12 protein-coding genes are annotated in these 16,983 nt (G+C 73.3%); 7 read left to right on the top strand and 5 right to left on the bottom strand.

The features are described from left to right. The first annotated feature begins 47 nt into the window (after window positions 1-47). Genes ACLJPL_RS23815 through ACLJPL_RS23805 form a run of 3 tightly spaced genes read left to right on the top strand, consistent with a single transcriptional unit; the run spans window position 48 to window position 2,562 of the window. Window positions 48-938 carry an ABC transporter substrate-binding protein gene (locus ACLJPL_RS23815; protein WP_411082941.1) on the top strand — a complete coding sequence of 297 codons (891 nt, stop codon included), beginning with the start codon at window positions 48-50 and terminating at the stop codon, window positions 936-938. Continuing rightward, on the top strand, window positions 935-1,813 hold the full coding sequence (locus ACLJPL_RS23810) for an amino acid ABC transporter permease (protein ID WP_411082940.1): 879 nt from the start codon (window positions 935-937) through the stop codon (window positions 1,811-1,813). The genes ACLJPL_RS23815 and ACLJPL_RS23810 overlap by 4 nt, the downstream gene beginning before the upstream one ends. Continuing rightward, complete coding sequence (locus tag ACLJPL_RS23805; protein WP_411082939.1) at window positions 1,810-2,562, top strand: amino acid ABC transporter ATP-binding protein; 753 nt, start codon at window positions 1,810-1,812, stop codon at window positions 2,560-2,562. The genes ACLJPL_RS23810 and ACLJPL_RS23805 overlap by 4 nt, the downstream gene beginning before the upstream one ends. 48 nt (window positions 2,563-2,610) lie before the next feature. Here ACLJPL_RS23805 and ACLJPL_RS23800 read toward each other — a convergent pair whose 3' ends face one another. Further along, window positions 2,611-3,351 (bottom strand): response regulator, encoded by a 741-nt coding sequence (locus ACLJPL_RS23800; protein WP_411082938.1) that lies wholly within the window; start codon window positions 3,349-3,351, stop codon window positions 2,611-2,613. Further along, window positions 3,348-4,631 carry a sensor histidine kinase gene (locus ACLJPL_RS23795; protein ID WP_411083021.1) on the bottom strand — a complete coding sequence of 428 codons (1,284 nt, stop codon included), beginning with the start codon at window positions 4,629-4,631 and terminating at the stop codon, window positions 3,348-3,350. Before ACLJPL_RS23795 ends, ACLJPL_RS23800 begins: the two co-directional genes overlap by 4 nt. A 233-nt stretch (window positions 4,632-4,864) precedes the next feature. On the opposite strand from ACLJPL_RS23795, the gene ACLJPL_RS23790 reads away from it, so the two are divergent. Further along, window positions 4,865-5,572, top strand: a complete 708-nt coding sequence (locus ACLJPL_RS23790) for an ABC transporter ATP-binding protein (RefSeq protein ID WP_411082937.1) — start codon at window positions 4,865-4,867, stop codon at window positions 5,570-5,572. Next, window positions 5,569-7,917, top strand: coding sequence for an ABC transporter permease (locus ACLJPL_RS23785; protein ID WP_411082936.1), 2,349 nt, complete (start codon window positions 5,569-5,571; stop codon window positions 7,915-7,917). The genes ACLJPL_RS23790 and ACLJPL_RS23785 overlap by 4 nt, the downstream gene beginning before the upstream one ends. 13 nt (window positions 7,918-7,930) lie before the next feature. Here the strand turns inward: ACLJPL_RS23785 and ACLJPL_RS23780 are convergent, their stop codons facing one another. Continuing rightward, a complete protein-coding gene (locus ACLJPL_RS23780; RefSeq protein ID WP_411082935.1) occupies window positions 7,931-9,430 on the bottom strand; it encodes an acyl-CoA synthetase in 1,500 nt (499 codons plus the stop codon). Between the two features lie 195 nt (window positions 9,431-9,625). On the opposite strand from ACLJPL_RS23780, the gene ACLJPL_RS23775 reads away from it, so the two are divergent. Then, window positions 9,626-12,061, top strand: a complete 2,436-nt coding sequence (locus ACLJPL_RS23775; protein ID WP_411082934.1) for an acylase — start codon at window positions 9,626-9,628, stop codon at window positions 12,059-12,061. Window positions 12,062-12,121: 60 nt separating this feature from the next. On the opposite strand, the gene ACLJPL_RS23770 is transcribed toward ACLJPL_RS23775, so the two are convergent. Together ACLJPL_RS23770 and ACLJPL_RS23765 are read right to left on the bottom strand one after the other, a co-directional pair. Then, on the bottom strand, window positions 12,122-13,717 hold the full coding sequence (locus ACLJPL_RS23770) for an acyl-CoA synthetase (protein ID WP_411082933.1): 1,596 nt from the start codon (window positions 13,715-13,717) through the stop codon (window positions 12,122-12,124). Further along, window positions 13,714-14,823: an NAD(P)H-dependent flavin oxidoreductase gene (locus ACLJPL_RS23765; protein WP_411082932.1), complete on the bottom strand. Its 1,110-nt coding sequence runs from the start codon at window positions 14,821-14,823 to the stop codon at window positions 13,714-13,716. The genes ACLJPL_RS23770 and ACLJPL_RS23765 overlap by 4 nt, the downstream gene beginning before the upstream one ends. Window positions 14,824-15,046: 223 nt before the next feature. Between ACLJPL_RS23765 and ACLJPL_RS23760 the strand changes: the two genes are divergently transcribed. After that, window positions 15,047-16,918 (top strand): serine hydrolase, encoded by a 1,872-nt coding sequence (locus ACLJPL_RS23760; protein WP_411082931.1) that lies wholly within the window; start codon window positions 15,047-15,049, stop codon window positions 16,916-16,918. The last annotated feature ends 65 nt before the right edge of the window (window positions 16,919-16,983 follow it).

Raw genomic sequence — 16,983 nt, 5'->3', positions numbered from 1 at the left:
GCTCGAAAATCTCGACAGAGGGGCCCGGGCACTGCCAGTCTCCCGCTATGCATCTCGCCAACCGTTCCCTGGTCACCGCGGTCACCGCCGTCTGCTCCGCCGTCGCCCTCTGCGCCGCCCTGACCGGCTGCGCCCCGCAGGCGGAGAAGAAGGAGGCGTCCGGGCAGGCCGGCGCCACGAAGGCGGCCTGCGCGCCGGGCGGGCTCGCCACCGAGGTGGAGGGGAAGCTGACCGTCGGCACGGACAAGCCCGCGTACGCCCCGTGGTTCTTTGACGACGAGCCGTCCAACGGCAAGGGGTTCGAGTCGGCGGTCGCGTACGCCGTGGCGAAGGAGCTCGGTTACGAGCGCGATGCGGTGGTCTGGCAGCACGTGCCGTTCAACAGCGCGTTCGCGCCGGGTGCGAAGAAGTTCGACTTCGACATCAACCAGGTCTCCATCAGCGAGTCCCGCAAGAAGGCCGTCGCGTTCTCCTCCGGCTACTACGACGTACGCCAGGCCGTCGTCGCCCTGAAGTCGTCGAAGGCGGCCGGGGCGACGAGCGTGGCCGACCTGAAGAAGGTGAAGCTGGGAGCCCAAGTGGGCACCACCAGCCTCGACTTCATCAACGACCTGGTGAAGCCCGACCAGAAGCCCGCCGTCTACCAGCGCAACGACTTCGCCAAGTCGGCCTTGAAGACCGGCCAGGTGGACGCCATCGTCGTGGACCTGCCCACCGCCTTCTACATCACCGGGGCCGAGGCGCCCGAGGCGAAGGTCGTCGGACAGTTCCCGAACTCCCCCGACAAGCCTGAGCGGTTCGGGCTGGTGCTGGACAAGGAGTCCACCATCGTTTCCTGCGTGAGCGGCGCGGTGGACGCCCTGCGGAAGGACGGCACGCTCGCCGCCCTGGAGCAGGAGTGGCTCTCCGACGCCGTCGACGCGCCGGTGCTCAAGTGACGCTGCACAAAACGCCGGCCGGCGAGGACTCCTACGTCCCCTCCGAGCGCCGGATCGCCCGCGAACGCCACCGGCGGGCCCGTACCCGGCGGGCCACGGCGATCGCCGCGACCAGCACCCTGGTGACGGGCGTGGTGCTGTTCCTGCTGATCACGGGCTCGCCCGGCTGGGACCGTACGCGGGAGACGTTCTTCAGCCCCCACTACGCACGCGTGGCGCTGCCGCAGGTCCTGGAGGGCCTGTGGCTGAATCTGCGGCTGCTGGCGGTGTGCGGCTGCGCCGTGCTGTCGTTCGGGCTGCTGCTGGCCGTGGCCCGCACCCTGCGCGGTCCGGTGTTCTTCCCGATCCGGGCGCTGGCCACCGCGTACACGGACTTCTTCCGCGGACTGCCCCTCATCATCTGCCTGTTGATGGTGGTCTTCGGGGTCCCCGCACTGCGTCTGGAGGGCGTGACCAACGATCCGGTCCTGCTGGGCGGCGCGGCTCTGGTGCTGACGTACTCGGCGTACGTCGCGGAGGTCTTCCGGGCGGGCATCGAGTCCGTGCACCCCTCGCAGCGGGCCGCCGCCCGGTCGCTGGGGCTCAGCGGCGGCCGGACGCTGCGGTTCGTCGTGCTGCCCCAGGCGGTGCGCCGGGTGGTGCCGCCGCTCCTGAACGACCTGGTCTCCCTCCAGAAGGACACCGGTCTCGTCTCGATCGCCGGGGCGGTCGACGCCGTGTACGCGGCGCAGATCATCGCCAGCAAGGACTTCAACTACACCCCGTACGTGGTGGCGGGTCTGGTCTTCGTCGCGCTGACCATCCCGATGACCCGGCTCACCGACTGGGTGACGGCCCGGATGGACCGGCGACGGGCCCAGGGAGGACTGGTATGAGCACAGCGCCCGTGCTGCGGATGGAGGCGGTCCGCAAGTCGTTCGGTACGTCGCTGGTGCTGCGGGACGTGGACCTGGAGGTCGCCCCGCACACGGTCACCGCGCTGATCGGCGCGTCCGGGTCCGGCAAGTCGACCCTGTTGCGGTGCGCCAACCTCCTGGAGGAGATCGACGACGGGGCGATCTGGCTGGAGGGCGAGGAGATCACCGACCCCCGGGCCGACGCGGACGCGGTGCGCCGGCGGATCGGCGTGGTGTTCCAGGCGTACAACCTCTTCCCCCACCTGACCGTTCTCCAGAACATCACGCTCGCCCCGCAGCGCGTCCACGGCCTCTCCCGGCGCGAGGCGGAGGCGCGGGCCCGCGAACTGCTGGAGCGGCTGGGGCTGGGCGCGAAGGCCGACGAGTACCCGGACCGGCTGAGCGGCGGCCAGCAGCAGCGGACGGCGATCGTCCGGGCGCTGGCGGTACGGCCCCGCCTGCTGCTCCTGGACGAGATCACCGCCGCCCTGGACCCGGAGCTGGTGGGCGAGGTGCTCGGCCTGGTCCGCGAGGTGAAGGGCGAGGGCATGACGATGGTCATCGCCACCCACGAGATGGCCTTCGCCCGCGAGGTCGCCGACCAGGTCTGCTTCCTGGACGCGGGGGTGGTGCTGGAACGCGGCACGCCGGACGAGGTGTTCGGCGCGCCCCGGGAGGAGCGCACGCAGCGGTTCCTGCGGCGGATCGTGGAGGCGGGGCGGTGGTGAGGAGCGCCGCCGCGGTGGCGGAGACCGGCGGCTCATCGGTCGGGCCGCTCATCCGGTCCGTTCGTCGGACTGCTGCGCGGCCTCGCGTTCGCCGACGCTGATCAGGCCCGTCTCATAGGCGACGATGACGGCCTGGACCCGGTCACGGAGTCCGAGCTTGGCGAGGATGCGGGCGACGTGCGTCTTGACGGTCGCCTCGGCCAGGTGAAGACGGGCGGCGAGCTCGGCGTTGCTCAGTCCACGGGCCAGCAGACCGAGGACCTCCAGTTCGCGCGGGGTGAGCGCGGCGAGGTCGCGGTGGGGGGCGGCGGTGTCGCCGCCGGCCCGGGTGAACCGCTGTACGAGGCGGCGGGTGATGGCGGGCGCGAGGAGAGCGTCACCGGTACGGACCAAACGGACCGCCGCGGTCAGCTGCTCGGGGGTGACGTCCTTGAGGAGGAAGCCGCTGGCCCCGGCGGACAGCGCCGCGTAGACGTACCGGTCGAGGTCGAAGGTGGTCAGGATGATGACGCGGGGCCGGTCGGGGAACGGGCCCTGCCCCACCCGTACGGAGTCGTGGTCCCGGGGAGCGGCGAGGATGCGGCGGGTGGCCTCCAGGCCGTCCATCTCGGGCATCCGGACGTCCATCAGCACCACGTCGGGACGGGTGCGGCGGACCGCTTCGACCGCTTCGATCCCGTTGGTGGCCTCGGCGACGACGTCGATGCCGTCCGCGCCGAGGATCAGCCGGAATCCGGTGCGGACCAGGGTCTGGTCGTCGGCGACCAGCACACGCAGCGGCTCGGTCACGGTGTCTCCAGGGGGATCAGGGCCTCCACACGATAGCCGCCGGTCAGGAGCCGGCCAGTGTTCAGGGTGCCGTCGTAGAGGGCCAGGCGCTCGCGCAGGCCGATGAGGCCCCGGCCGTTGCCGGCGACCGCACCGGCCTGTCCCCCGGTGTCGGTGACCTCTACCCGGAGCCGGTCCGCGCCGTAGGCGACGGTCACGGCCGCGGTTGCCCCGGACGCGTGCTTCACCGTGTTGGTCAGGGCTTCCTGGACCACGCGATAGGCGGCGAGTTCGACGCCGAGCGGCAGGGGGCACGGCGGCCCGGTCACCTTCAGGGCGACGGGCAGCCCGGCGCCCCTGACCCGGGCGACCAGCGTTCCCAGCTGGTCCAGGCCCGGCTGCGGGGCCAGTTGCGTCCCCGTACCGGCCGCCGGGTCCGCGCCTTCGCCGGCCCCTTCGCCGTCCGCGGTGAGCAGTCCCATGACGTGGCGCAGCTCGGTCATGGCCGCCCGCCCACCCGCCTCGACGGCGAGCAGCGCCTCCCCGGCCCGCGCGGGCGAGGTCCGCATGATCGTGCGGGCGGCCCCCGCCTGGATGATCATCACGCTGACGTTGTGCGTGACGACGTCGTGCAGTTCGCGGGCGATCCTGGCCCGCTCGTGCTCGACGGCCCGGCGCAGTGCCTCGGCCTGGTCGCGTTCCAGACGGGAGAGCCGGCTACGGCCTTCCTCACTTTGGAGTTTCCAGTTGCGCAGCCCGAGAGCGGCTCCCGCCATCGGACCGAGGATCAGCAGGGCGACGTACTGGTAGGGGACGATCGGTGTCACCGAGTTCCCCGAGGCGCCGACCAGCAGGACCGACACCGGCAGCGCCGCGAAGGTCGCCACCCGGTACGGGCTGTGCACGGCGGCGCTGTAGACGGCGATCACGAACGCGTAGAACGTCAGCCGCAGAACACTGTGCGGTGTGGCCAGCACCGCGGCCGTCACGACGCACAGCACGGCGAGGGGATAGCGGCGGCGCAGCGCCAGAGCGCCCGAGGCGATGACCGCGAGGGTCACCATGAGGGCCAGGCCCCCGGGGCCGGACGGGCGCGGCACGACGTGTTCCACGCCGGGTGCGATCTGCCGCACCACGACGGCGCCCACGTTGTCGATGCCGTAGTAGACCGTGGTGATTCCCAGCGCCAGCGCCAGCAGGATGTCGAACTGCCAGGCGCGACGGCCGAGCCGTGGCAGTGGCCCGACCGGGGACCCGGCGTCGCGGATCGCCTCGCGGGCCAGGGCCCGCAGCCGCTCCATGATCGTACGCACATTCGTCACCGGTTCATTGTCGCCGCCGCGCCGACCCCGGGAACCCTCCTCAGCGGTCGTTCTCCGCGCCTCATCTGCGTCGCGCGCCTACATCGCGAGGATGACGTTTCGGCGGTTCATCCCGGCGCGGTACGGCGAAGGGGCCGGGCGGGCGACGCGCGGCGGCCGGGCGCGCTCCTAGCGTCCGAGGGGTCCGGTACCCGTACCCGAGGAGCCCTTCCATGACCACGCCCGTGATCGAACTGCGCGGGGTGAGCCGCCGATACGACGACGGCCCGCCCGCTCTGGACGACGTGTCCCTGACCGTCCGGCCCGGCGAGGCCGTCGCGATCCTCGGCCCTTCCGGCAGCGGCAAGTCCACGCTGCTCAACCTGGTCGCGGGCCTGGACCGGCCGGACACGGGGACCGTCACCGTGGACGGGGTGCGGGTGGACGGGCTGGGCGAGGCCGGATCCGCGCTCTACCGGCGATCGAAGATCGGCATGGTCTTCCAGTTCTTCAACCTGCTCGATGATCTGACCGTCGCCGACAACGTCATCCTGCCCGCGCGGCTTTCGGGCACGGCACGGGGCGAAGCCGCCCGGCGGGCGGCCGAACTCCTGGAACTCCTCGGCATCGACCGGCACGCCCGCGCCTACCCCGGGCGGCTGTCCGGCGGCGAGCGGCAACGCGTCGCCGTGGCGCGGGCGTTGATGAACCGGCCGCCGCTGCTCCTGGCCGACGAGCCGACCGGGGCCCTGGACGCGGCCGCCGGACAGGACGTCAGCGGACTGCTCACCCGGCTCAACGCCGAGGGCCAGACCATCGTCGTCGTCACCCACGACCTGGCCCTGGCCCGGGCCTGTACCCGTCGTACGGTCAGGATCGCCGACGGCCGGATCGCCGAAGACGTCCGGCCGCACGTCGCGGCCCCGGAGGCCACCCGATGAACGCGCTCGGCAAGGTGGTGCGCTCGGGGGTGGGGCGGCGGCGGGTGCAGACGCTGGTGATCGGGCTCACCACGCTGATGGCGGTGGCCGCCTCCATCCTCGGCGGGTCGCTGCTCGTGGTCTCCGGCGCGCCCTTCGACGACGCCTTCGCCCGACAGATCGGTGCGCATCTGTCGGTCCAGTTCGACGCGGACGCGGTGAGCGCCGCGCAGTTGTCGGAGTCCAAGGACGTGGAGGGGGTGAGCGGGGCGGCCGGGCCGTTCCGTACGGCGACGGTCACCCCGCGAGCGGACGGGCCCAACCCCGGGTGGCCCATGACCGTGGTCGGCCGGGACGACCCCGGCCGGGGTGTGGACGAGGTGGCGCTGCTCGACGGGCGGTGGCCCGAGCGCCCCGGCGAGATCGTGCTGTCCGCCGGATCCGCGCTCGTGCCGACCATGGGCATGCGGATCGTCTTCCCCGATCTGCCCGGCGATCCGACGCTGGGAGTCGTCGGCGTGGCCCGTTCGGTCACCGGAACCGCCGACGCCTGGGTGGTCCCGTCCCAGATGGCGGCGCTCACCGCGCCCGGCAGCGGCGGCCACCAGATGCTCTACCGGTTCACCGACGCGGGCACCGCCGAGCGGATCGCCGCGGGCCGCGAGGCCGTGACGCGGGCCCTGCCGCCGGGAGCCGTCGTCGGCGAACAGTCCTGGCTCACCGTCAGGAAGAGCGCAGAGCGCGACACGGCCCTCTACGTCCCGTTCCTCGTCGCGTTCGGGGCTCTGGGCCTGGTCATGTCGGTGCTCGTCGTCGGCAACGTCGTCGCGTCGGCCGTCGGTACGGGTACCCGCCGCATCGGCGTCCTCAAGGCCATCGGCTTCACCCCGGCCCAGGTCATGGGGGCCTACGTCGGCCAGGCGCTGATCCCGGCCGCGGCCGGCACAGCACTCGGTGTACTGGCCGGCCACCTGCTCGCCGTCCCCGTGCTGGCCGAGGCCGAAGAGGTCTATGGCGCCTCGTCCCTGGCCATCGCCCCCTGGGTCGACCTGCCGGTGGTCGCCGGGGTGCTCGGCCTGGTGGCGGCGACCGCGTGGGCGAGCGCATGGCGGGCGGGCCGACTGCGCACGGTCGACGCGCTCGCCGTGGGACGTACGACCGCGGCGGGGCGGGGCAGACGGGCGGCCCGCCTGGCCGGACGGCTGCCGTTGCCGCAGCCGGTGGCCCTGGGCCTGGCCAGGCCCTTCGCGCGGCCCGCCCGTGCGCTGGCCATGGGCGCGGCGATCCTGTTCGGGGCCGCCGCCGTCACGTTCACCGTGGGGATGGGCGCCTCGCTCGGCGAGGTGGTGAAGGCCAGGGCCCATGACGCCGCCGATGTCACCGTGCCCGCGCCCCTGCCGGACTTCGGCCCCGAAGCCCCGGACGCAGACAAGAGACCAGAGCCCGATCCCGCCGCGGTCGCCACGGCCATCGAGGGCAGTGCCGGAACCGGGAAGCACTACAGCGCCGCGACGGTCCGGGCCACCGTGTCCGGCCTGACCGGCACCGTCGACGTGATCGCCTTCACCGGCGACGCCTCCTGGGGCGGCTACACCATGGTCTCGGGCCGCTGGATCGACGAGCCGGGCGAGGCCGTGGTCCCGACCCCCTTCCTGGCCGCCACCGGCACCCGTATCGGCGATGACGTCACCCTGAGCGGCCTGGCAGTGCCGGTGACGGTCCGGATCGTCGGGGAGGTCCTCGACCCCCGCAGGGACGGCAGGCAGGTCTTCACCGACGCCTCGACCCTCACGGCCGGACACCCGGACCTGACGGAGAGGAGCCATCACATCGCGGTCGTGCCGGGCACCGACAGCTCCGATTACGCCGACGCGCTGAACGAGCACCTGGCGCCGCTGGGGGTCCACGCACGGGTCGGCGGGGCCGACTCCGGAAGCGAAATGGTCGTCACGCTCAACGCGCTGTCCGGGTTCCTCGCGCTGATGCTCGTCGCCGTCGCCGCGCTCGGCGTGCTCAACGGCGTGCTGCTCGACACCCGCGAGCGCGTACGGGAGATCGGCGTCCACAAGGCCCTCGGCATGACGCCTCGCCAGACCATCGCGATGGTCCTCACCTCGGTCGTCGTGACCGGCCTGGTCGCGGGCGCTCTGGGCGTGCCCCTCGGGATGGCCCTGCACGGCTGGGTCGTCCCCGCGATGGGCGACAGCGTGGGGCTCCGCCTCCCCGCATCCGTCCTCGCCGTCTACCACCCGGCCGGACTGTTGCCGCTCGCGCTCGGCGGGCTGCTCATCGCCGCCCTGGGCGCGCTCCTGCCCGCCGGCTGGGCCGCCAGGGCCCGAACGGCCACGGCCCTGCGCACCGAATAGGGGGCGCGGTCCGTCAGGCCAGCCGGTCCCGGAGTTCCCGCTTGAGGATCTTCCCGCTGGCGTTGCGGGGAAGCTCGTCCACGAACACGACCCGCTTGGGGGCCTTGAAGTGGGGGAGCTTCTCCCGGGCGTGGTCGATCAGTTCGGTGTCGCTCGCCTCGGCGCGCAGGACGACGACGGCGGTGACGGCTTCGATCCAGCGGTCGTCGGGCAGGCCGACGACCGCTGTCTCGGCGACGGCGGGGTGGGTGTAGAGGGCGTCCTCCACCTGGCGGGATGCGACCAGGACGCCGCCGGAGTTGATGACGTCCTTCACCCGGTCGACGACGGTGAAGTAGCCCTCGGCGTCGCGGACCGCGAGGTCGCCGGAGCGGAACCAGCCGTCGCGGAACGCCTCGGCCGTCTCCTCGGGCTTGTCCCAGTAGCCGGTGCAGAGTTGGGGTGAGCGGTAGACCACCTCGCCCGGGGCGCCGTCCGGGACCTCGCGGCCCGCCTCGTCGACGACGCGGGCCTCCACGAAGAGGACGGGGCGGCCGCAGGACTCCATCCGGCCCTCGTGCTCGTCGGGGCCGAGGACGAGGGCGAGCGGGCCGATCTCGCTCTGGCCGAAGCAGTTGTGGAAGGCCAGGTCCGGCAGACGGGCGCGGAGGCGTTCCAGGACGGGTACGGGCATGATCGACGCCCCGTAGTACGCCTTGCGGAGGCCGGTGAGGTCGCGGGTGGCGAAGTCCGGGTGGTTGGAGAGGCCGATCCAGACGGTGGGCGGGGCGAACAGGCTGTCGGCCAGGCCCGCTTCGACCAGGTCGAAGATCCGGCCGGCGTCGGGCGCGTCCAGGATCGTGTTGTCCGCGCCGACCGCCAGATACGGCAGCAGGAACACGTGCATCTGGGCGGAGTGGTAGAGCGGCAGCGAGTGGACCGGCCGGTCGCCGGGGGCCAGGCCGAGGGCGGTGATCGCGCTGACGTACTCGTGGACCAGCGCCCCGTGCGTCATCATCGCGCCCTTGGGGAGGGCTGTCGTCCCGGAGGTGTACAGCAGTTGCACGAGGTCGTCCGCGCCGGGCGCGCGCTCCGGGGTGAAGGGCCGCTCGGTGTCCAGGGCGTCGAGCAGCGAGCCCGGGGCGTCGCGCAGGGGGCGTACGGGACGGCCCGCGGGGACGCGGTCCGCGAGGTCCGGGTCGGTGAGGACGAGGGCGGAGCCGGACTGGTCCAGGAGGTAGGCCAGGTCGTCGCCGGTGAGGTTCTGGTTGACGGGGACGTGGACGAGTCCGGCCCGGGCGCAGGCGAGGAAGGCGATCAGGTAGACGTCGGAGTTGTGGGCGTACGACGCCACCCGGTCGCCGGGGCGCAGGGCGTGCTCACCGGTCAGGACGGCGGCGGCGGTGGAGACCGCGGCGTCGAGCGAGCGGTAGGTCCACGCCCGGTCGCCGTAGCGCACGGCGGTCCCCTCCGGGGTGCGGCGGGCGCTGCGGGTGAGGACTCCGTCGACTGTGCTGCTGCGTACACCGGTCATGGCGTGATCCTGTGCGGCCCGGCCCGGCGGGTCAAGGGGCTGTCGGGGAGTGTCGGGGAGTGGCCGTGGGCGTTCGGCGGCCGGATACCGACCAGACGGTTGACAGATGCGGGAGCACCCTGGCTGAGTGGCGCGTGGCTGCCCGGCGGGTCCGGGCAACCGCCCCGGTCACCCGCCTTGTTGGGAGGAACACCCTTGACCTTCCGTAACCGCCTGAGACTGTTCGCGGTCTCCGGTCTCGCCCTGTTCACCGCGTCGGCGTCGCTGCCGCCCGCCGCCGCGTCCGGAGCCCCGGAGGCCCGGCACCCCTCGGGCGGCGGGCTGTCCGCCGTCGTCCGGTACACGGAGTACGGCATTCCGCACATCGTGGCGAAGGACTACGCGAATCTGGGCTTCGGCACCGGCTGGGCGCAGGCCGCCGACCAGGTGTGCACGCTGGCGGACGGGTTCCTGACGGTCCGCGGGGAGCGCTCGGCGTTCTTCGGCCCGGACGCGGCGCCGGACGGTTCGCTCTCCTCCGCGACGAAGAACCTGTCCAGCGACCTGTACTTCCGGGGCGTCCGGGACAGCGGGACGGTGGAGAAGCTGCTGAAGGTCCCAGCCCCGGCGGGTCCGAGCCGGGACGCCAAGGAGTCGATGCGGGGGTTCGCCGCCGGCTACAACGCGTGGATCGAGCAGAACCGCGACCGCATCACCGACCCCGCCTGCCGGGGAGCCTCCTGGGTGCGGCCGGTCACCACGCTGGACGTGGCGGTACGGGGCTTCGCCCTGGCCGTGCTCGGCGGCCAGGGGCGCGGCATCGACGGCATCACGGCCGCCCGGCCGCCGACGCCCGCCTCCGGGGCCGGGACCGCGTCGGTCGCCCCGGTCACCCCTGAGGAGGCGGCAGCGGCGGCCCAGCGGCTCCTGTCGACGCAGAACGCGGACATGGGCTCCAACGCGGTCGCCTTCCGTGGGTCCACGACGGCGAACGGGCGCGGGCTGCTCCTCGGCAACCCGCACTACCCGTGGGACGGCGGCCGCCGCTTCTGGCAGTCGCAGCAGACGATCCCCGGCGAGCTGAACGTGGCGGGCGGTTCGCTGCTCGGCTCGACGACCGTCTCGATCGGGCACAACGCGGACGTGGCGTGGAGCCACACCGTGGCGACCGGCGTCACGCTGAACCTGCATCAGCTGACCCTGGATCCGGCCGACCCCACCCTCTATCTGGTGGATGGGAAGCCGCGGCGGATGACGCAGCGCACGGTCACCGTCCCGGTGAAGGGCGCGGCCCCGGTGACCCGGACCCAGTGGTGGACCCGCTACGGCCCGGTCGTCACCTCGCTCGGCGCGGGACTGCCGCTGCCCTGGTCGGCGAGCACCGCGTACGCGCTCAACGACCCGAACGCGACGAATCTGCGCAGCGCCGACACCTCGCTCGGCTTCAGCAAGGCCCGCTCCACCGCCGGGATCCAGCGGGCGCTGCACCGCTCGCAGGGCCTGCCGTGGGTGAACACGATCGCCGCCGACCGGTCGGGGAACTCCTTCTTCTCCCAGTCCCAGGTGCTGCCGAGGATCACGGACGAGCTGGCGGCCCGCTGCTCGACCCCGCTGGGCCGGGCCACCTACCCGTCCGCCGGGCTCGCGGTGCTGGACGGGTCGAAGGCGGACTGCGCCCTCGGGAGCGACCGGGACGCGGTGCAGCCCGGGATCTTCGGGCCGGGCCGGATGCCGACGCTGAAGAACGCCCCGTACGTCGAGAACTCCAACGACAGCGCCTGGCTGACCAACGCCGACCGGCCGCTGACCGGCTACGAGCGGGTCTTCGGCACGGTGGACACCCAGCGGTCGATGCGGACCCGGGGCGCGGTCGAGGACGTCGCGGCGATGGCGGAGCGCGGGCGGCTGCGCGTCGGCGACCTGGAGCGCCAGCAGCTCGCGAACCGGGCCCCGGCCGGGGATCTGGTCGCGGCCGACGTGGCGCAGTGGTGCGCCGCGCTGCCCGGCGGCACGGCCGTGGGCAGCGGCGGGACGGCGGTCGACGTGTCGGCGGCCTGCCCGGTGCTGCGGCGGTGGGACCGGAGCGTGGACAGCGACAGCCGGGGCGCGCTGCTCTTCGACCGGTTCTGGCGCAAGGCGGCGGTCGTGCCCGCGGCGGAGCTGTGGAGGACGCCGTTCGACGCGGCCGACCCGGTGCGCACCCCGCGCGGCCTGAACACCGGCGCGCCCGGTGTGGGCAGGGCCCTGGCCGACGCGGTGACGGAGCTGCGGGCGGCGGGCATCGCGCTGGACGCGCCCTTGGGCGAGCACCAGTTCGTCGTACGGAACGGGAAGCGCATCCCGGTCGGCGGCGGCACGGAGTCGCTCGGCATCTGGAACAAGATCGAGCCGGTGTGGAACCCGGCGGCGGGCGGCTACACCGAGGTGTCGGCCGGTTCCAGCTACATCCAGGCGGTGGGCTGGGACGGCAGCCGGTGCCCGGTGGCCCGGACGCTGCTCACGTACTCCCAGTCGTCGAACCCGAACTCGCCGCACTACAGCGACCAGACGCGGCTGTTCTCGGGTGAGCGCTGGGTGACGTCCCGGTTCTGCGAGAAGGACATCGCCCGCTCGCCGCACCTGCGGGTGGTGCGGGTGCACGAGCGGCGGTAGGTGCTCCGTGGGTCCGTGAGGGACGCCATCCCCTCACGGACCCCACGGACCTCCGCCCGGTCACAGAGGTCGCCGGCGCCCCTCCCAGTAGGGTTCGCGCAGCCGCCTCTTGTACAGCTTGCCGTTGGGGTCGCGGGGCATCGCGGCGATGAAGTCGATGGAGCGCGGCCGTTTGTAGCCGGCGAGCCGCTCCTCGCAGTGGGCGAGGATCTCGGCGGCGAGCGCGTCGCCCGCCTCGTGCCCCTCGGCCGGTTCGACGACGGCCTTGACCTCCTCGCCCCGGTCGGGGTGCGGGATGCCGAAGGCGGCGGCGTCCGCGACGGCGGGGTGGGTGAGGAGGGCGGACTCGATCTCGGCGGGGTAGATGTTCACGCCACCCGCGATGATCATGTCGATCTTCCGGTCGCGGAGGAAGAGGTAGCCGTCCGCGTCCAGGACCCCGAGGTCGCCCACGGTGAAGAAGTCGCCGATGCGGTTCTTGCGGGTCTTGGTCTCGTCCTTGTGGTAGCTGAAGCCGCCGGTGCTCATCTTCATGTAGACCGTGCCGAGCCGACCTGCCGGCAGCCGGTTGCCGTCGTCGTCGAAGACGGCGAGCTCACTGATCGGCCAAGCCTTGCCGACCGTGCCGGGCTTCTTGAGCCAGTCCTCGGCGGTGGCGAACGCGCCGCCGCCCTCGCTGGCCGCGTAGTACTCCTCGACGCAGCTCCCCCACCAGTCGATCATGGCGCGTTTGACATGGTCGGGGCAGGGCGCGGCCCCGTGGATGGCGTGGCGCATGGAGGAGACGTCGTAACGGCTCCTCACCTCGTCGGGGAGCGCGAGGAGCCGGTGGAACTGGGTGGGGACCATGTGCGTGTGGGTGCAGCGGTGGGCGTCGATCAGCCGGAGCATCTCCTGCGGCGTCCAGCCGTCCATGAGGACGAGCGGGTGGCCGATGTGCAGCGCGGCGCTCGCGAACTGGAGGACGGCCGTGTGGTAGAGCGGCGAGCACACCAGGTGGACGTTGTCGTCGAACGGCCGGATGCCGAAGATGCCCAGGAATCCGCCGAGGTACGTCTCCTCCGGGAGCTTGCCGGGCAAGGGGCGGCGGATGCCGCGCGGGCGGCCGGTGGTGCCCGAGGTGTAGTTCATGACCCAGCCGAGCGTGCGGTTCTCCGGCGGGGCGGCGGGGTGGCCGTCGAGCAGGTCGGCGTACGGGCGGCAGCCGGGCACGGGGCCCACGGCGTAGCGGTGGCTCTCCGGGAGTCCGGCCTCCTCGGCGGCCGAGGTCGCGGCGGCCGCGAAGCGTTCGTGGGTGATGAGGACACGGGCGCCCGAGTCGGCGACGATCCAGGCGATCTCGGGGCCGATGAGGTGGTGGTTGACCGGCACCAGGTAGAAGCCAGCCTGGGACGCGGCGAGATGGGCGGTCAGCAGCTCGGCCCCGTTGGGCAGGACGACGGCGAACGCGTCCCCCTCGCGCATCCCGGCCGCGCGCAGCCCGTGGACCAGGCGGTTGACGTCGGCGTGCAGCCGCCCCGCGCTCCACTCCTCGCCGCCGGGCGCGACGAGCACGATCCGGTCGGGGTCGGCGGCGGCCTGGGCCCAGAAGCCGTTGGGCGGCTGCTTCCCGGGGCGCGGCCGGTCCGGCTGGTCGACCTGGCGCGGCTGGTTCACGTGGCGCTCCTTCCGGCGATGCGGTTGATGCGGGTGACGGCCCGTTCGAAGCCGCGCGTCAGGTCGTCGACGACCGCCTGGACGCTGCGTTCGCTGGTCATCCGGCCGACGATCTGCCCCACGGGGGTGCCCAGCAGCTCCCCGACCTCGTACTTCTGGATCCGGGAGACCGCCTCGGCGACCAGCAGCCCCTGGAGCGGCATGGGGAGCGTGCCGGGTCCGGCCGGGTCGTCCCAGGCGTCCGTCCACGCGGTACGGAGCTGGCGTGCGGGTTTCCCGGTGAGGGCGCGGGAGCGGACGGTGTCGCCGGAGCCGGCGGCGAGGAGCTTGCGGGTGAGGGCCTCCGAGTGGAGGTCGGCCTCCTCGGTGGTGAGCCAGAGGGAGCCGAGCCAGACGCCCTGCGCGCCGAGGGCGAGTCCGGCGGCGGCCTGTTCGCCGCTGCCGATGCCTCCGGCGGCGAGCACGGGCAGCGGGGCGACGGCCTCGACGACTTCGGGGACCAGCACCATCGAGCCGATCTCGCCGGTGTGGCCGCCCGCCTCGTACCCCTGGGCGACGACGACGTCGATGCCCGCCGCCGCGTGCCGGCGGGCGTGTTCGGCGCTGCCGGCGAGGGCCGCGACCAGGACTCCATGGGCGTGGGCGCGCTCGATGACGTCGGCGGGCGGGGAGCCGAGGGCGTTGGCGAGGAGCTTGACCGGGTAGTCGAAGGCCACGTCGAGCTGGCCCCGGGCGACCTCCTCCATCCAGCCGGTGATGCGCCAGCCGGACGTCTCCCCCTGCGCGAGTTCGGGTACGCCGTGGCGGGTGAGGAGGTCCTGGACGAAGCCCCGGTGCCCGGCCGGGATCATCGCCTCGACGTCCGCCTCGGTGACCCCCTCGACCTTCTTGGCCGGCATGACGACGTCGAGTCCGTACGGCGTGCCGTCCGCAAGCTCGTCCAGCCGGTCGAGGTCGCGCGCCAGCTCCCGCGGGTCGGTGTAGCGGACCGCTCCGAGCACGCCGAAGCCACCGGCTCTGCTGATGGCCGCGGCGACGGCGGGGAACGGCGTGAAGCCGAAGATGGCGTGCTCGATGCCCAGTTCTCTGCTCAGCTCCGTCTCCATGGGCGGCAGGATGCCGCAGCCGGACGGCCGAGGGAAGAGATTTTCTGATGCAGTGTCAGATTCTTTGCGGGCCCGGAGGCGTACGGGAGGGCGGGCGCGACAGTAATCTCTGCGGCGGCAGGAACTTTCACTGCTCGGCGAGATTTCGGAAGTTACTTTCGCGCCGGGGCGCTCACGCGGCTCAGCCCTCGGGGGCGGCTCGGGGCACGGGAAGGGGTTGCGGATGACCGGGTACGCGGCGGGGAACGGGCGGGCGGAAGACGGTGGGGCCGCCACCGGGAGCGGCATCGGCCGCCGGAGGCTGGGCGGCGGGATACTGGCGCTGGGCGGCGCGCTCGCCCTGGCGCCGATCCCCCTGGCGGGGGCGGCCGAACGGGGCGCACCGGGCACGGGCCCGGCGACGGCGGACACGGGAGCGAGCATGGGACCAGGGGCGCACCGGCCCACGCTCCGGCGCGGCAGCGCCGCGCGCGCCGGGCTGCTCCAGGGGCCGCTGGACCAGCTGGTCCGGGAGGCGGAGGCGTATCTCGCGGACTCCCCCAAGCACCCCTGGTACGCGGGCGCGGTGCTCCTCGCCGGGCGGGGCGGCACGGTGGCGCTGCACCGGCCGATCGGCAAGGCGGTGCGCTACGCGGCGTACGACGAGGCGACGGACACCGGGGTGGAGTTCCCGGCGGACCGGCAGATCGCGATGGCCGAGGACACCGTCTTCGACCTGGCCTCGATCTCCAAGCTGTTCACGTCGATCCTGGCGGTGCAGCAGATCGAGCGCGGCGCGCTGGAGCTGGAGGCCGCCGTGGCCTCGTACCTCCCCGACTTCGCGGGCGGCGGCAAGCAGGACATCACGGTACGCCAACTGCTCACCCACACCTCGGGGTTCCGGGCCTGGATCCCGCTCTACCGGGAGCCGACCCGGGAGGGGAAGCTCCGGATGCTGTGGAACGAGGTCCCGGCGTCCGCCCCGGGCAGCGCCTACCTCTACTCCGACCTCAACCTGATCTCGCTGCAACTGATCCTGGAACGGATCACCGGCCGCCCGCTGGACGCCCTGCTCCGCGACGAGATCACCGCCCCGCTCGGGATGCACCGTACGCGCTACAACCCGCCCGCCTCCTGGAAGCCGAAGATCGCGGCCACCGAGGACGCCCGCCTCCCGTGGTCCGGCCTCGAACGGGGCCTGGTCTGGGGCGAGGTGCACGACGAGAACGCCTACAGCCTGGACGGGGTGGCCGGGCACGCCGGGGTGTTCTCCTGCGCCTGGGACCTGGCGGTCCTCGCCCGCACCCTCCTCAACGGCGGCGTCTACGGGCGCGCCCGCATCCTGTCCGAGGAATCGGTCGACCTCCTCTTCACCGACTTCAACACCGCGTTCCCCGGCGACGAGCACGGCCTCGGCTTCGAGCTGTACCAGCACTGGTACATGGGCGCGATGGCCACCCCGCGCACGGCCGGCCACACCGGGTTCACCGGGACCAGCCTGGTGCTCGACCCGTCGACCGACACGTTCCTGGTGGTGCTGGGCAACTCGGTCCATCCCGTACGGAGCTGGCGCTCGGGCAGCGCGCCCCGGGTGGCGACGGCCAACCAGCTGGCCCGGGCCGTCCCGGTCCGGCCGGAGCGGGGGCGTACGGCCTGGTTCTCCGGGATGGCGAGCGCGTCGAGCGCCACCCTGACCCTGCCCGCGCTGCGCCTGGACTCCGGGCGCTCCCGGCTGGAGTGCGCCCTGTGGTGGGACACCGAACCCGGCTCCGACCGGCTGGTGCTGGAGGCGTCGGCGGGGCCGGAGTGGCAGCCGGTGCCGTTCACCACGGTGGGCCCGGGCCGTCACCGCCCGGACCCCCGGACGCACCCGGAGGGCTGGGTCTCCGGCTGGTCGGGGCGGGTCTGGCACCGGCTGGAGGCGGACCTGTCGGCCTGGCGCGGCAAGAGCGTCCGACTGCGGTGGCGCTACACCACGGACCAGCTGTACGTGGGGCGCGGCGCGTATGTGGACGCCCTGAGGGTGCGGGACGGCCGCGTCACGGTCTTCGACTCCGGCCGGCCCCGGGACGCGGGGCGGATCGGGGCGGCGGGCTGGGTGCTGTCGGCGGACTGAGCGGCGGGCCGGGGGGCGGCGCTGTGCTCGGTGACCCCTCGGCCGAATGAGCGGCGGGCGGGCAG

Origin of the sequence: Streptomyces sp. cmx-18-6 (genome assembly GCF_046548915.1) — a bacterium.
Lineage (GTDB): Bacteria > Actinomycetota > Actinomycetes > Streptomycetales > Streptomycetaceae > Streptomyces.
The sequence above is the reverse complement of the archived record's forward strand: the minus strand, read 5'-3'. Positions and strand labels throughout refer to the sequence as shown.

What these genes read in the sequence shown, in the direction of transcription:
- ACLJPL_RS23785 (WP_411082936.1), top strand. Translation starts at nt 5,569, where the DNA reads ATGAACGCGCTCGGCAAGGTGGTGCGCTCGGGGGTGGGGCGGCGGCGG.
- ACLJPL_RS23795 (WP_411083021.1), bottom strand. Translation starts at nt 4,631, where the DNA reads ATGGAGCGGCTGCGGGCCCTGGCCCGCGAGGCGATCCGCGACGCCGGG.
- ACLJPL_RS23780 (WP_411082935.1), bottom strand. Translation starts at nt 9,430, where the DNA reads ATGACCGGTGTACGCAGCAGCACAGTCGACGGAGTCCTCACCCGCAGC.
- ACLJPL_RS23765 (WP_411082932.1), bottom strand. Translation starts at nt 14,823, where the DNA reads ATGGAGACGGAGCTGAGCAGAGAACTGGGCATCGAGCACGCCATCTTC.
- ACLJPL_RS23760 (WP_411082931.1), top strand. Translation starts at nt 15,047, where the DNA reads ATGACCGGGTACGCGGCGGGGAACGGGCGGGCGGAAGACGGTGGGGCC.
- ACLJPL_RS23815 (WP_411082941.1), top strand. Translation starts at nt 48, where the DNA reads ATGCATCTCGCCAACCGTTCCCTGGTCACCGCGGTCACCGCCGTCTGC.
- ACLJPL_RS23790 (WP_411082937.1), top strand. Translation starts at nt 4,865, where the DNA reads ATGACCACGCCCGTGATCGAACTGCGCGGGGTGAGCCGCCGATACGAC.
- ACLJPL_RS23805 (WP_411082939.1), top strand. Translation starts at nt 1,810, where the DNA reads ATGAGCACAGCGCCCGTGCTGCGGATGGAGGCGGTCCGCAAGTCGTTC.